Genomic DNA, 15029 nt, shown 5'->3' on the forward strand with positions numbered 1-15029 from the left:
CAGAATAATTCTGTCATCTCTCAGATTGCTTTAACGGTGCAAGCCGGCAGGATTTTACCCTGCTCTCCGGATTAGCTTTCTATTACCCTTCACCCTGGAATTCTTTCAGCCTTGGAATTCCTCTCTTTTCAGGATGGTCTGTAATGTACTCAGATCCTTCTTTGAATTGGTTTATGTAGCTAGTTATGCTTCGATTATATGCAACAGAAAGACCGTTGTCAATGTTTGATGAAATGAGCAGTAAGATGCGTTAAAGTAACCTTCATCACAGCGAATACAGGTACTGCCAAAATCAATCCTACCACCCCTGCCACCTCTCCGCCAATCAATAGAGCCAAAATGATGAATACAGGGTGAATATGAAGACTTTTACCCACAATCAATGGCGATAAAATGTTTCCCTCTATAAATTGGAGTCCAAAAATAATGATGATTACTAATAGGACCATCTTCACTGAAATAGTCGCAGCGATGATAACTGCCGGAAACGCCCCAATAATCGGGCCAAAATAAGGGATGATGTTGGTGATTCCTATAATGACACCTAGTACGAGGGGATATTTCATGCCGGTCATCCAGAGGCTTGCGGTAGCCAAAATGCCTATAATCAAGCATACCGTCAACTGTCCCCTTATATAGCTGCCCAGTGAGATGTCTACATCCTTTAAAAAGGCGATACCAGGCTCCCTCCATTTACGAGGAGTCAAGTACCAAACTGTTTTTTTCACTTGATCATAATCTTTTAAAAGATAAAACACGATAAAAGGAATGACAATCAAGATGAAAAAGGAGTTTAACAAACCTTTCAACCCAGCCACAACTTTTGTCATCAGGTTTGACAACATAGCTTCGAATTCACTAAAGGTCTGGTCCACCCTCTCATGGATACCATCAGGCCATCCAGAAGTAGAACTATGAATCTGCTTGATCCAACCACTATATGTTTGAGCTAATCTGGGAAAGTTTTCTGACAGTTCCCAAAGCTGATCAATGATGACCGGTATCCCCTTGTAAGCAATGAGACCTATTCCACCAAAAAATAAGAGATAAATAATTAGTATAGCAATTGGCCTTGGCATCCCCCTGTTGTGTGTGTATTCTACAACAGGATGGAGCAGATATGTAATGAAAATGCTGATGAAAAACGGGATGCTAATGATGAACACAACCCTTAAAACGGGCGCCCACAACGGACTAAGTTTCATAAAAACATACAAAATTATCATAACGAGTAGAAGTGTACCCAGCCGTAACAGCCATTTCTTCTGATTTTCCAAGAGAAACGCCTCCTACTCGTTATTCTCTATTTAGTTTATCGTATTTATACAGGCCTTTTACTTCAACTCTAAAATAGAATCTGCCACCGTCTTAATGATAAATTGCAGGTCATCATCACTGATGGACAATGGTGGTGACAGAGTCAGGACATTATTAAAGCCTGCTACTGTCGCTCCGTTTTTCCCGACTATCAAGCCCTTCTTTTTACATGAGGCAATGACACCGTTAATTTTGTCTATTTCAATCGGTTCTTTTGTTTCCTTGTTTTTAACAAGCTCCAATCCTATTAAAAGCCCTTTTCCACGAACATCCCCAACAAAAGGATGATTTGACAGACGGGATTTTAATTCACTTAATAAAACTGCCCCTTTTTCTGCAGAGCGCTCTATCAACTTTTCATTTTCCATAATCTCTAAGTTTTTTAATGCCAAGGCACATGATGCCGGACTGCCGCCAAAAGTATTCACATGACGCAAGTAGTCGTATTCCTCAGAGCCTTTGAATTGGTCATAGATCTCTTTTTTTACAGCAGTGGCTGAAAGTGGCAGATAAGCACTTGTAATTCCTTTAGCCATGGTGATAATGTCTGGTTTCACCCCATAATTCATGAACCCAAATGGTTTTCCGGTTCTCCCAAAACCGCAGATTACTTCGTCTACAATTAAAAGAGCACCATGTTTTTTGCAGATTTCAGAGACTGCTCCCATGTAGGTATCCGGGGGAGTAAGGATTCCTCCACCTGTAATGATTGGTTCCATGATCATCGCTGCAATGGTTTCACTGAGCTCCCAGGTCATCACTTGATCCACATCTTTTACGCATCGCATTTTCAGCGGATCTTCTGTTTGCGCGTCTTCCATTCTATATGTGTCAGGTGGTGGGATGTGCACAAATCCTGGTGCGAGCGGCTCATATTTATATTTCCTTTGCGCCTGGCCAGTTGCTGCGAGAGACCCCATGGTGTTTCCGTGATAAGAACGGTATCTGGATACAATTTTATAACGGTTGCTCTCACCACGTTGAGCATGATATTGTCTTGCAATTTTAAAGGCTGTTTCGTTTGCTTCCGAGCCGCTGTTGGAAAAGAAAATGACATATTCTTCTCCAAGCCATTCATTTAGCTTTTCAGCAAGCTTTATCGCCGGGACGTGACTTTGTGTAAGTGGAAAATAAGCCAGTTCTTTCAGCTGTTCGTACGCGGCTTCTGCAAGTTCTGTTCTGCCATAGCCGACGTTTACACACCAAAGCCCTGACATCCCGTCCAAATAGCGGTTTCCATCAATATCAGTAATCCAAGCGCCTTTTGCTTCTTTTACGACCATGGTGGAGGATGGACTATAGGGTTTCATGGAATGCCATAGATAGCGGTCATCTTGAGCCAATAAATTTTGTTCTTGCGTTTGATTTATTTTACCCAACGGAAACACCCTTTCTATCTTCATTACAGTGCTGGTGATTTCCGCCTTTTGCTCCAATCACCAGCTAGAAATTTTTCTATACTGTACACCATATTTTAGAAATCGAATCTTGATGTGATCATTTTTTTGCGGGTGAAGAAGTTGACGCCGTCTTTTCCGTTTACATGAAGATCTCCGTAAAAGGAATCTTTCCAGCCGGAGAATGGGAAGAAAGCCATGGTTGCTGGAACTCCTACATTAACCCCGATCATCCCGGCATCCGCTTCTTCCCTGAACTGCCTTACAGCTTTAGCATCTTTTGTGTAGATGGTTGCGCCATTTCCGAATCGGGATTTTTCGATATGAACAAGCGCCTCGTCAAGGTCTTTAGCCCGCAAGAGACTAAGAACAGGTGCAAAAATTTCTTCCTTGGCAATCGTCATTTCAGGGGTCACATGATCAAAGATCGTTGGCCCAAGGTAATTTCCTTCTGGCATCTCATCCATTTCTTTACGCCCATCACGAATTAGAGATGCTCCCTCCGAAACTCCCTGTTTAATATAGCCTAGTACTTTTTCTCTGTGGCTTTCCCTAATAACAGGGGTCAACAATACGTCTTCATCCATACCGTTTCCGATTGTCAGGGAATTTGCTTTGTTTTTCAGTTCTTCCACAAATTTATCGTTATCCCCGACAACCACTACAGCACTGCAGGCCATGCAACGCTGCCCCGCACTTCCAAATGCAGATGTCAGGATATGCTGTGCTGCTTTTTCAATATTGGCATCCGGCATCACAACATGATGGTTTTTCGCACCAGATAATGCCTGAACCCTCTTCCCATTTTTCGCCGCCGTCTCATACACATATTTCGCAACCGGCTGGGAACCGACAAAGGATATCGCTTTAACATCCTCATGATCTAGCAAACCATTTACCACATCATGTGCTCCGTGGACAATGTTCAACACCCCGTCTGGTGCACCCGCTTCTGCGAAAAGCTCCACTAATCGATTGGCAAGCATCGGGGTCCGTTCGGAAGGCTTCAAGACGAATGTATTTCCGCATGCGATGGCGAGCGGGAACATCCATAGCGGAACCATCATCGGGAAGTTAAAAGGCGTTATTCCCCCAACCACGCCAAGAGGGTATCTATACATGCTAGAATCAATATCTTCTGCAATATTGGATAAGGTCTCCCCCATCATCAAGGTTGGAGTACCTGCTGCAAATTCCACACACTCCAACCCTCTCTGCACTTCTCCATGCGCTTCCTTGAAGGCTTTACCGTTTTCTAGTACTATCAACTTTGCCAATTCGTCATGATTTTTCGTTAACAAGTGATGATAGGCATACATGATGCGTGCACGTTTAGGTACAGGCGTATCCTTCCATGTTTTAAATGCTAATTTGGCTGCTCTCACCGCTTCTTCTACATCTTCTTTAGTTGATATCGGCACCTTTGCCAAACACTCTTTTGTGGCAGGGTTGATGACTTCCATCTTCTCTAAACCTTTAGAATCTACCCATTTTCCATCTATGAAATTTTGCAATACCCTTGTGTCTTTTGAAGTAATTGTCATGATATTGTCCTCCTCATTCGTTAATAGAATATTTAGAACTTATGACTATTATCTGACAAAATAGAAAGGCTTTCATTAGACAAAATGTAAAATGGATAAGGTTTTACTCCTGACATTTTGCAAGAAAAAAAGCTGGTCCCTTTGGAAACCAACTTTGGAAGCTTTTTAAAGACTATATGTTTTGCTATCTCCATCCAAATACGAATTGGTGGTATTCAAATATTCATATACAATCACCATGAATTCTATAACAAGTCTCTTTTCAGAGATCATAAAATCCTCCCCTAGCAGGCTTTCAAGTTTTTGAATCCTGTGGTAGAGAGTTTGTCTTACAATAAAAAGCTTACTTGCTGTCTCTTTTTTTGATCCATTGCAGGAGAGATAGATCTTTAATGTCTCCAGAAGCTTACCATTATGCTTTTGGTCGTAAGCAATGACAGGCTCCAAATATTCCATAACAAAATCACGAAGATCGTGATGTTTTTGCATGAACGAAATCAAGCGGTAAATATGAAGGTCCTCAAAAAAGGAGAAATGTTCATCCTTTAATAGTTGCTCCTGAATTTGCATAGCTTCCCATGCAGACTGATAACTTTTAGAAAGTTGATCAAGCGGCAAAAAATATTTCCCGACTGCAAAACGGAGCGAATAATTCCCTTTGGCGTCCTTTTGTTTGCTGAGAATGTTAGTTATTCCTTCAGATAGCCTGTCCCTCCAACCCTTCTCCTCTCTTCTGTTAATGAGAATGACCGTAAGCGTATTTTTCATTTCCGTAAAGAAAACAGAAAAACCTTGTTGTTCAAAAATGGAACGAAATAAAAGGGTGAGATAGGTTATGTCAAGCGCGGGAGCCTGTTGGTTTTTCTTTTTACAAAGAAGAACAACTCCGCCTTTATGAAAAACAGCCTCATTGCGACCAAGGAAATCCCGAATGGCTTCTTTGCTCTGACCACCTTCTAGCCAACTGCGAAGCCATTCACTTTCTTCTAGTCTTCTTTTCTCCTCCACATACAACCCTCTTAAAATATGCTGAGCAAGTGCTGTTATCGTTCGATCCAAAAGCAAATGATCAAACTCGCTCAGTACGCGGTCTTGGGAAAGAATATGAATGAATCCATGTTGCTTATCCAATACTTGAACGGACTCCATTAAGTATCTTTCTTTGACCGAATCAGATTTCATTGAGCATATAATTTTTTTCCGCTCGTGAATAGGAACGTCAGGGATAAAGAACCTATCTCCCGTTTTATTTTCGTATATTATTTGAGTTTCCAAGTGTTTTTGAAGATAGTGTAGTATTTCAAATTCATGGGTGATGGTCAATAGATTCTTGTTTAACGTTTGAGAGTAGCTTTCGAGTTGAGAGATCATTTGATATTGCTGGTTGATCAACACAGAATGAATATCTTGCGTAATATCTACAAATGACACTTCATGATGAAAGAGGATGAGAGGGAATGCTTGTGAATCGGCTAAATCAATGATTTCTTGTGGGATGGAGGGAATATAAGCACCTTTTTCAATACATAATCCGGCAGCCTGACAGTTTATTAGTTGTTGGACAAAAGACTTGAATTTTATCGTATTATCTCCAAAAGATACTCCAGTGGATAAAATAAGTTCTTGTCCATTCAACAGCTTTTCAATATTGGTTATTTCCACAACGTGTACCCATTTTACTTGGCGATGTATACCTTGTCCTCCTGCGATTACTTCAGCTTTTTCAAACTGTTTCCGCTTCATGATCTCCTGTAGGGACAACATGGTTTTCATCCGTTCACCTCTTTTTTTAAAATTGGTTGTTAGCTTTATGTATGACTAGGTCCTAAAACGATAATTTAATTATACCGTATGCAGAGGGTTTATTTAACTAAACATTCTGACATTAAAACACAAAAAATGACATGTTGATGGTTTCTCAACATGTCATCTACTTTTTCATTTAGTTATTTATTGGAAAATATAATTGAATTTCCTGGACCATTTCTTGAAATTCACCTTCATCATTGAAATCACTTGAATCCCAGTTCTCCAATATCCAATTTACTAGTTCTTCAGGTGAATTAAAGAACTCTCCACTTGAATCTGCTTTACGGATCGTAAACCTGTTGTTATCCTCATCAATTGTTACCTCGCAAGGGTAGGCGCTTTCTTTGCATTTTAATTGATATTCCATCGAATACTCCTTTCACGATGCAGTTTACAAAATTTTATTCACAGCACGTTCAAACTATGAAGGTTTCGTTTTAATTTTCTTGCCGTTGTTGCTTAATCAAAAGGGAGGCAAAGTACTTCCTGGAATCTGCATGCTTAATGTGTAGGGTCTCTTCATGGGAAATTTCTTTCTTGCCATCGTTTCGTTCTAGAACAAGAAAGGAACCTTCTAAGTTTTCTTCTACATCTTTAATGCGAAACCCTTTATTAATGAAAAAGTCTATCTTCTCTTTTTCTGCTATATATTGTTGATAATCACTCAAAATATATTCCTCCTTTCTAATTAGCTCGAAAGCTCTTTAGGTTCCTCAAAGGCATCCGTTTCTTCTACAATCACCCAGTCTCTTCCAACTGTAATACCGAGATACTTCTCATCATCTGGGTCTTCTATTTCTGCCTGCTGATACTTTTTAAAGTACCAATATTTTGCCAAGATGTAATATAACCCTCCCCCTACAACAAAGCCGACGATGAAAGAGTAGTTTGCAAGATAGTATGCTGCAGCACCACCTACAAACCAAGAGATAAATCCTGCTAAATTAAAGCCCTTTGTATATTTGAACTGGCCATCGTTTTCGTAAAGGTCATGAACATTCACACGGCGTTTCCTCAGTAGATAGTAATCTGCAAACAAAATCCCTACAATGGCAGATAGAATTCCTCCGACAATCAATAGAACAGGTATCAATATTCCAAAAAGGTTCCACGGTTGAACAACAGAACCTACAATCCCTGCAATGACAACCCCAGCCCAGAAAGGAACTTTTGGCCCTCCAACATTAGAAAAGATGGTTGCAGCCGGAATAAGGTTGGCTGACGCATTAGTAGACCATTGGGCGAAAATAATCATTAATAAAAGAACACCTAGAACAATTCCGGTTGCAGCCTCCTGCAATGCGATTACAGGATCATAATTTGATACTGCGATATAAGAAACTCCTCCGATCGCTACCATGAAAGTTTGAGTAATAGGCAATGCAATGACGCTTCCAACAATACTGGATTTATTCCGTTTCAACCAATTTCGTTCATATTTAGGCGCTTTAATGAAACGTGAGATGGAAGGGATATCCGCTGCCAATGTTGCCCAGAATCCCATGTTACTGAATATGACGATCAGGAAAGCCGTTACGGCAGCACCACCTGTTACAGGACTTTCAATCCATGACCAAACTTCCCTTCCCTGCTCCAATGCTCTGTCAGAAAGGGTGGTGTACATCCAAGCAGAGATGATGATAATGATTGGTGCCGCCAGATCAGCGAAGCGCTCAACCGCTTTAATGCCAAGTGCGGTATTAAGAAGTTGAACAGCAGCAAAAATGAGAAAGCACACAAACCAGTTATCAAAACCTGTTAGTGTAAAAAGGATGGCATTCATTGCAGTGGCACCGAAATAAGTGTTGATACCAAACCAGAAGGATGCCGCCAAACCGCGGATGATGGAAGGGATATGTGTCCCTATCGTTCCGAATGGTGCCCGCATATAGACCGGAAAAGAGAGGCCGTGTTCGATTCCTATGTCCCCTGTAATGGTCATGAACAAGCCGATAGCTACGCTTCCGATGATGGTAGCGACGATTACCCAGCCTAGGGATAAACTTTGTACACCTGCTCCTCCGATTGCAAATGCAGCGAGTACTACTGCCATTCCGACCCACATGACTGCAAACCCGATTGTGCCGATTTTTCTGTTTGCGTGAGAGATTGGGAGTAGGTCAGGCGATTTTAGGTAACTCTCATTCTTTTTCATCACAACACCCCATTTTATAAAATTTAAGGTATCCTTTAACTCTTGCAGATCTGCGTTCCGGGTAATAGATTTCCGCGGGGCATGTGCTTGAGCCTCCTCACAACGCTTCAAGGGTCTCAACCTACCGCTACCTCCCGCCGGAGTCTCTCACCCTGCACTCCGAACTGCAAGGAAATCTTTTTTGATATAACAAATGCTTGACCTAGGGTGATTTTGTAGGTCAAGCATACGGAGGTTTGTTGAATAGAATTGTTAGGTTTGTTAGGTCAGATGGACAAGGTCTGGTTTTGTTTTAGTTGGGATGTTGCTCCATATTTGTTGCGTTTGATATATTGCCCGCTTCCTGCTTTACCGACAAATTGCTTATCACGAACGACAAAGTCACCTCGCACCAAAACAGAAACAGGTTCACCGGTTACTTTCATTCCTTCGAATGCATTATAATCAACGGCCATGTGGTGGGTCGAAGCGGATATCACCCTTTCATGGTTTGGGTCAAAAATGACGATATCGGCATCGGCGCCAACGGAAATGGTTCCTTTTTTCGGAAACATGCCAAAAAGTTTTGCGACTCTTGTGGATACTATGTCGACGAACTGATTAATGGATATTCGTCCTTTTTTCACTCCTTCTGAAAACAGAATGCTAACTCTGTCTTCAATCATAGGTCCTCCATTTGGTATTTTAGTAAAGTCACCTTTACCTAAAGATTTTTGGCCTTCAAAGTCAAACGAGCATTGATCAGATCCCAGCGTCTGAAGCTGACCGCTTTTTAAGGCATTCCATAAAACTTCTTGATGCCATTTATCACGCAGTGGAGGTGACCAGACATATTTGGCACCTTCAAAGTTTGGTTTTTCCAAATAGCTTTTATCTAGAGCCAGATATTGCGGACATGTCTCTCCCCAAATCTCCACTCCTTTGTTTCTTGCTTCGGCGATTTTCTCTACCGCTTCCGCACAGGATACATGAACCACATATAGTTGAGAATCTGCAAGCGAAGTAAGTTGTGCTGCCCTTCCAGTCGCTTCTCCTTCCACCTCTGGCGGCCTTGTTAAGGCATGGTAAATTGGATCGGTATTTCCTTTTTCCAACGCTTCCTTTGTTAAGTAATCAATGACATCTCCATTTTCCGCGTGAACCATGACCAGAGCACCAAGATTTTTCGCTGCCTTTAACGTACGAAAGAGGGTTGCATCATCTGCTTGGAACACATTTTTATATGCCATAAATACTTTAAATGATGTGATGCCTTCCTTTTCAATTACTTGTGGAAGTTCCTTCATGACCGTTTCATTCATTTCACCAATCATCAAATGAAAGCTATAGTCGATAACCGCTTTGTCCTTTGACTTGTCATGCCATGTTTTAATAGCTTCCTGAAGCGGACGGCCCTTTTCTGTCAGACAGAAATCAATAATGGATGTCGTTCCTCCAAAAGCTGCCGCCATTGTTCCACTTTCAAAATCATCTTTTGTAACAGTGCCCCCAAAAGGCATATCCAAGTGTGTATGAGGATCAATCGCCCCAGGGAAAATATAACAGCCTTTTGCATCAATCACTTCTGCGTCGGCTGAGGAAAGGTCGATCCCGATGGAAGAGATCGTTTCCCCTTCGATTAAAATATCTGCTTCATACTGGTCGCTTGCTGTCACAATAATTCCGTTTTTTATTAGTTTTTTTGCTGCCATTTGTTCTATTCCCCCTTATTTAACCGTATCCACTTCGCATTGCTTCAATAAACCAAGAGCAGACTGCCTGTCATTCCATGTCATAGGCGGTTGTTCATGAGGCAGCTCCACCATCGTGATAGCGTCGTCCACCGGACAGACAATAGAACAAAGATTACAACCAACACAATCTTCTTCTCTTACCTGCAAGTATGATTTACCTGAGGAATCTTTCAGCATATCAATACACTGATGGGAAGTGTCTTCACAGGCGATATGACATTTATTGCAGTTAATACAGGTATCTTGATTGATTCTTGCTACAATCTTGTAGTTCAAATCGAGATTGCCCCAGTCCGAATATTTCGGTACAGATTTTCCTACAAGATCCATGACTCTGGCAATTCCTTTTTCATCTAAGTAATTGTTGAGCCCATCCAACATGTCTTCTACAATTCGGAATCCATGATGCATCGCTGCTGTACAGATTTGAACACCAGTTGCACCCATCAGCATAAACTCCACGGCATTTTGCCAATTAGAGACGCCGCCCATTCCGGAGATCGGTACATTTATTCGTGGATTTCTTGCACATTCTCCCACCATATTCAGGGCTATCGGTTTAACAGCAGGCCCGCAATATCCACCATGAGCTCCTTTACCGCCAACATGAGGTATTGTGTTCCAGCTGTCAATATCTACACCAGCGAGGCTGTTGATGGTATTGATCATACTGACAGCATCAGCTCCTCCTCTGACTGCTGCCTCTGCCGTCACGGTGATGTCTGTGATGTTTGGTGTCAATTTTACGATGACAGGCGTATTTGCGGCTTCTTTTGCCCAATACGTTTGTTTTTCCACAAGTTCTGGAACCTGGCCGGATGCAGAACCCATTCCCCGTTCGGCCATTCCGTGCGGACAGCCGAAGTTCAACTCAAGTCCATCCACCCCTACTGCTTCTACCTTTTTCACTATTTCATGCCATTTTTCTTGTTTGGGTTCTACCATCAAAGAAGCAATGACCGCCCGATCTGGGAACTTCTTTTTTGTTTCCTCAATTTCTCGTAAGTTCACTTCCAAGGGTCTGTCAGTAATAAGTTCAATATTGTTAAAGCCCGCTACTCGCTGTCCATTAAAACTGACTGCCGCAAACCGAGAAGACACATTGATGATGGGATCTCCAAGAGTTTTCCACACAGCACCACCCCACCCTGCTTCAAAAGCACGCTGTACTTGATATCCAGAATTAGTAGGCGGTGCTGAAGCAAGCCAGAATGGATTAGGTGCTTTAATACCTGCCAAATTTATTGATAGATCTGCCAAATGCTTTCCCCCCTCACGCTAAGTTTTAAGCTGTCTCCACCTTGTTTTTTACGAGCTTTTCATACAAAGCATATGCGGTAAGCTTTCCTTGCTCTGCTGCAGTTACCACCATTGCCTCTCCTTGCCCCTTGCCAAACACAACATCACCACAGGCAAATACTTTTTCATTAGAGGTTTGATGGGTATGCTTATCTATCATCACTACTCCATCGTCATGAATGAGACCGAATTGTTCTATAAGGTTGGTGTATCTCGTCTGACCAATTGCCTTAATGACAGCGTCAACTTGCAATGTAAATTCCGAACCTTCCACTTTCACAGGTCTTCTTCTACCATCCGCTCCTGAAGTTCCAAGTTCCATCCTTACACATTCGATGGCCGTTACTTCGCCTTTATCGTTTCCAATAATTTTGCTTGGCGCTGTAAGCCAGCGAAATTCCACACCATCTTGTTTTGCAAATTCATACTCAAAGTCATAAGCAGTCATTTCTTCCTGAGTTCTTCGGTATAATATTTTCACATTTTCTGCGCCAAGCCTAACCGAACAGGTAGCACCATCAATGGCAGTATTACCTGCCCCAATGACCACGACATTTTTCCCTTTGAATTTATCGGTAATGCTGTTGGTCTTTGTTTCTTTTACAAAATCAATGGCATCATACACTCCATTTAAATCTTCGCCGTCAATTCCAAGCTTAGGAACACTTGCCATGCCAACTGCTAAAATAACCCCATCATATTGAGTCAGAATGTCATTTACGGAAATGTCCACTCCCACTCTTGTATTGGTGCGTATCTCCACATCCAAGCTTTTAACCTGTTTCACTTCCCAAAAAGAAACACTTTTAGGCAGTCGGAAGGAGACAATCCCATACGTATTCAGACCGCCTGCTTCTTGCTCTGCCTCAAATATTGTGACTTGAAAACCAAGTAGTGCCAGTTCACGAGCTGCAGAAAGCCCTGCTGGCCCGCCGCCGACAATCGCTACTTTTTTGCCATTGGATTTCCCTTTCTGAAAAAGAACTTGCTCATTTCTAATGGCCCAATCTGTCGCATAACGCTGAAGATCACCTATTACAATCGGTTTTGTATGGTGGTTTAGGACGCATGCCCCTTCACACAATTCTTCCGTTGGGCATACCCTCGAACAACTTGCTCCGACAGGATTGGCAATCATAATCGTTTTTGCTGAACCCTTTAAGTTGCCTGAAGCAATTTTCTTAATAAAAGAAGGGATATCAATACTTGTTGGACACGCTACAATACACGGTGCATCGTAGCAATATAAACATCGGTTAGCCTCTTCTAACGCTTCCCGATCTGTTAAACCAGGTTTTGCTTCCATAAAATTTACTGCCAAATCTTCTAAATCGATTCGTTTCATTGCCCCTTTCACATACCCACTCCCCTTTATTCAATCTCGCAAGAAAAAAAGGTAATTCATATCGACGGATGTGCCCAATATTAAATACTGGAATCAGGTTCACAAACTGCGAATGAATTACCTCTTGTCCTTTACGGCAAAAGTGCGGTCATTTCTTCATATGTCTCCGGTCGTCTGTCACGGTAAAATTGCCACACATCTCTCACTTCACGGATTAATTTTTTGTTCATTTCACCAATGATTACTTCGTCTTGATCCCTGCTTCCGATGGAAACAAAGGAGCCTCTTGGATCAACTAGATAGGACTGCCCATAAAACTCGCCCATTTTCCATGGACCTTCCACCCCGACCCTGTTGATGGCACCGACATAATAGCCATTAGCCACTGCATGAGCAGGCTGTTCAAGCTTCCATAAGTATTCAGAAAGTCCTGCCACCGTAGCAGATGGATTGAATACAATTTCTGCACCTTTTAAGCCAAGCAAGCGTGCTCCTTCAGGAAAATGTCTGTCATAGCATATGTACACACCAACTTTTGCATATGCTGTATCAAAAATCGGATAACCAAGGTTGCCCGGTTTGAAATAAAATTTCTCCCAAAAGCCGTGACCTTGATCTCCTACCCCAACTTGAGGAATATGTTGTTTACGGTATTTACCAAGATATTTACCATCCGCATCAATCACCGCTGCGGTATTGTAATACGTGGCAATGCCTTCTCTTTCATAGATTGGTAGGACAATAACCACTCCAAGTTCCTTAGCAAGATCTTGGAACAGTTTTGTTGTCGGACCATTTGGAATCTCCTCGGCAGCCTCGTACCACTTGGCATTTTGTTCACTGCAAAAGTATGGACCATAGAAGATTTCCTGAAGGCAGATAATTTGTGCCCCTTTTGCTTTTGCTTCCCTTACAAGTTTAATATGCTTTTCGATGGCAGCCTTTTTATGGACCGCCACGGCCTCCGAGCCATCCACATCATTGGATGCCTGAATTAAACCTATCATCACTTTGTCGGACATTTAAGAACCTCCTTTTGATGATTGCATGCAAAAAATAAATTATTAGAATAATTAGAACTTTATGTATATTCTACTGTCTTTAGGCTTGTATTTCACTATACATAATGTCAAATGATACAAGGCAAAGACTGTCCACAATGTAAAACGACAGTATCCTAGTAGATTGTAGTGGAAGGCGCGTAGACGCCCGCGGGGGGAAGGGACAGGTGAGACCCTGCAACGAAGGAAGCCACTGAAAAACTAAACTATAATGTGATTAGTGATTTCTAGCTGTGGATTGGAGCAAAAGGCGAAGACTCCTGAGGGAGATAGCGTTAGGTGGAGACCCCGCAGGCGAAGTACGCTGCACCCCTAGGAAAGCGAAGCCATTTGCGGAAATCAACAGCGGTCTTTAAACAACATCTTATATCAGTGATATTTTCAGTGGCTTTTAAAGAAGAGAGGAGGCTCACGGACCGCCCGCAGGCAAGCGAAGCGCCTAGTTAGACGTAAGAAAACCCGCTCCTGAAAAGGAACGGGCTCACACATTAAGAAAACAATTTCTTGGCTTGCTTTCTCATTTTCTTCATATTGCGTTTGGAAGTCATATCTCCCAAAAAGTTTTGCACATCATTATTTCGGCTAAGTCGAGTGGCAGCGGCTCCAAGGCCAATCATTAACAAGGATGTCATAGCTCTGTTCATGCGACTCACTCCCAAGTTTTAGTTACATACTAATTTGTCGATCGTCTTCATGAAACAAATCATCCAAAGAACTTAACGTCCCGTCCTCTTCCACCTGATGAGTATGGACCATTCCTTTGGATACAGAAAGCTCAATAAAACAGCCCCAACAATAATACTGATTCACACCGATTTTACCGATATCTTTACTTTTGCAATTAGGACAACAAAGGACCATCATTGACACCTCGCGTTAAGATAATACAGAAACGACGACGGTATCTTTTCCGATGACAAGATCTGAAGGATTCTTAACAATTCTCTTTCCTTCCGACAAATCTGCGAAAAAACCGTCCGTTACCTCATATCCTACGATTGTGCCCGTTTCCTCTTCGAAATATACATCATCCAACAACCCAAGCTTATCGCCTTCACCTGTTATAAAAGACTTTCCTTTTATACCGTGGAAGTGGTGATAATACACTTGCCCGTCCTCTTTAGCAATGGGTGTAAGAGCATGGTCTCCCACCATAATTCCTTCATCACCAAAAGAATGAATGTATTCAAAAGGTAGAAACTTGGCTCGATGGAACAGGCCTTTTCCATCAATTATCAGCCCTTTGATGTGCCCAGGTTCTTCAATACAAAAATCTTTCACACGGCCAATCTTATTCCCTGATGCCATATCGTAAATTAGCATCCCAATCACTCGAGAAAATGTTCTCAAAGAATCCACCTCTTTTCGA

14 protein-coding genes and 1 other annotated feature (1 of these 15 cut by a window edge) are annotated in these 15029 nt (G+C 42.0%); all 14 genes read right to left on the reverse strand.

What is annotated here, in order from left to right:
- Positions 1–171: a binding site (T-box leader), on the reverse strand; it reaches 42 nt to the left of the window's first position.
- 47 nt (positions 172–218) lie between these two features.
- The 14 genes from LC091_RS02830 to LC091_RS02895 all read right to left on the reverse strand — a co-directional run bounded on the left by LC091_RS02830 (position 219) and on the right by LC091_RS02895 (position 15010).
- Entirely contained in the window at positions 219–1277 is a 1059-nt protein-coding gene (locus LC091_RS02830) for an AI-2E family transporter (RefSeq protein WP_226680184.1), read from the reverse strand.
- A 57-nt stretch (positions 1278–1334) separates the two neighbouring features.
- Entirely contained in the window at positions 1335–2720 is a 1386-nt protein-coding gene (locus LC091_RS02835; RefSeq protein WP_226680185.1) for an aspartate aminotransferase family protein, read from the reverse strand.
- Positions 2721–2791: 71 nt separating this feature from the next.
- Positions 2792–4258, reverse strand: a complete 1467-nt coding sequence (locus LC091_RS02840; RefSeq protein WP_226680186.1) for a CoA-acylating methylmalonate-semialdehyde dehydrogenase — start codon at positions 4256–4258, stop codon at positions 2792–2794.
- A gap of 165 nt (positions 4259–4423) precedes the next feature.
- Positions 4424–6031, reverse strand: coding sequence for a PucR family transcriptional regulator (locus LC091_RS02845; protein WP_226680187.1), 1608 nt, complete (start codon positions 6029–6031; stop codon positions 4424–4426).
- 169 nt (positions 6032–6200) lie between these two features.
- On the reverse strand, positions 6201–6434 hold the full coding sequence (locus tag LC091_RS02850; RefSeq protein WP_010196066.1) for a hypothetical protein: 234 nt from the start codon (positions 6432–6434) through the stop codon (positions 6201–6203).
- 70 nt (positions 6435–6504) lie between these two features.
- Complete coding sequence (locus LC091_RS02855) at positions 6505–6735, reverse strand: hypothetical protein (protein WP_010196064.1); 231 nt, start codon at positions 6733–6735, stop codon at positions 6505–6507.
- A 20-nt stretch (positions 6736–6755) separates the two neighbouring features.
- Positions 6756–8222 carry an NCS1 family transporter gene (locus LC091_RS02860; RefSeq protein WP_226680188.1) on the reverse strand — a complete coding sequence of 489 codons (1467 nt, stop codon included), beginning with the start codon at positions 8220–8222 and terminating at the stop codon, positions 6756–6758.
- A gap of 266 nt (positions 8223–8488) precedes the next feature.
- Positions 8489–9913, reverse strand: coding sequence for a dihydropyrimidinase (gene hydA / locus LC091_RS02865; RefSeq protein ID WP_226680189.1), 1425 nt, complete (start codon positions 9911–9913; stop codon positions 8489–8491).
- Between the two features lie 15 nt (positions 9914–9928).
- Entirely contained in the window at positions 9929–11215 is a 1287-nt protein-coding gene (gene preA, locus LC091_RS02870; protein ID WP_226680190.1) for an NAD-dependent dihydropyrimidine dehydrogenase subunit PreA, read from the reverse strand.
- Positions 11216–11240: 25 nt separating this feature from the next.
- The gene (locus tag LC091_RS02875; protein ID WP_226680191.1) at positions 11241–12599 is read right to left on the reverse strand and encodes an NAD(P)-dependent oxidoreductase; all 1359 of its coding nucleotides are present in this window, start codon (positions 12597–12599) and stop codon (positions 11241–11243) included.
- A gap of 131 nt (positions 12600–12730) precedes the next feature.
- Positions 12731–13621, reverse strand: a complete 891-nt coding sequence (locus LC091_RS02880) for a nitrilase-related carbon-nitrogen hydrolase (RefSeq protein WP_226680192.1) — start codon at positions 13619–13621, stop codon at positions 12731–12733.
- Positions 13622–14148: 527 nt separating this feature from the next.
- Positions 14149–14304 (reverse strand): YrzQ family protein, encoded by a 156-nt coding sequence (locus tag LC091_RS02885; RefSeq protein WP_010196047.1) that lies wholly within the window; start codon positions 14302–14304, stop codon positions 14149–14151.
- A gap of 22 nt (positions 14305–14326) precedes the next feature.
- Positions 14327–14521: a hypothetical protein gene (locus LC091_RS02890; protein WP_047969446.1), complete on the reverse strand. Its 195-nt coding sequence runs from the start codon at positions 14519–14521 to the stop codon at positions 14327–14329.
- Positions 14522–14536: 15 nt separating this feature from the next.
- Positions 14537–15010 carry a PRC-barrel domain-containing protein gene (locus LC091_RS02895; RefSeq protein ID WP_226680193.1) on the reverse strand — a complete coding sequence of 158 codons (474 nt, stop codon included), beginning with the start codon at positions 15008–15010 and terminating at the stop codon, positions 14537–14539.
- Between the last annotated feature and the right edge of the window lie 19 nt (positions 15011–15029).

Origin of the sequence: Sutcliffiella horikoshii, assembly GCF_020524325.1 — a bacterium.
GTDB classification, from domain to species: domain Bacteria; phylum Bacillota; class Bacilli; order Bacillales; family Bacillaceae_I; genus Sutcliffiella_A; species Sutcliffiella_A horikoshii_D.

Coding starts and splice junctions, on each gene's coding strand:
- LC091_RS02840 (WP_226680186.1), bottom strand. CDS start 4,258: ATGACAATTACTTCAAAAGACACAAGGGTATTGCAAAATTTCATAGAT.
- LC091_RS02875 (WP_226680191.1), bottom strand. CDS start 12,599: ATGAAACGAATCGATTTAGAAGATTTGGCAGTAAATTTTATGGAAGCA.
- LC091_RS02850 (WP_010196066.1), bottom strand. CDS start 6,434: ATGGAATATCAATTAAAATGCAAAGAAAGCGCCTACCCTTGCGAGGTA.
- LC091_RS02890 (WP_047969446.1), bottom strand. CDS start 14,521: ATGGTCCTTTGTTGTCCTAATTGCAAAAGTAAAGATATCGGTAAAATC.
- LC091_RS02885 (WP_010196047.1), bottom strand. CDS start 14,304: ATGAACAGAGCTATGACATCCTTGTTAATGATTGGCCTTGGAGCCGCT.
- LC091_RS02880 (WP_226680192.1), bottom strand. CDS start 13,621: ATGTCCGACAAAGTGATGATAGGTTTAATTCAGGCATCCAATGATGTG.
- hydA (WP_226680189.1), bottom strand. CDS start 9,913: ATGGCAGCAAAAAAACTAATAAAAAACGGAATTATTGTGACAGCAAGC.
- LC091_RS02860 (WP_226680188.1), bottom strand. CDS start 8,222: ATGAAAAAGAATGAGAGTTACCTAAAATCGCCTGACCTACTCCCAATC.
- LC091_RS02835 (WP_226680185.1), bottom strand. CDS start 2,720: ATGAAGATAGAAAGGGTGTTTCCGTTGGGTAAAATAAATCAAACGCAA.
- LC091_RS02845 (WP_226680187.1), bottom strand. CDS start 6,031: ATGAAAACCATGTTGTCCCTACAGGAGATCATGAAGCGGAAACAGTTT.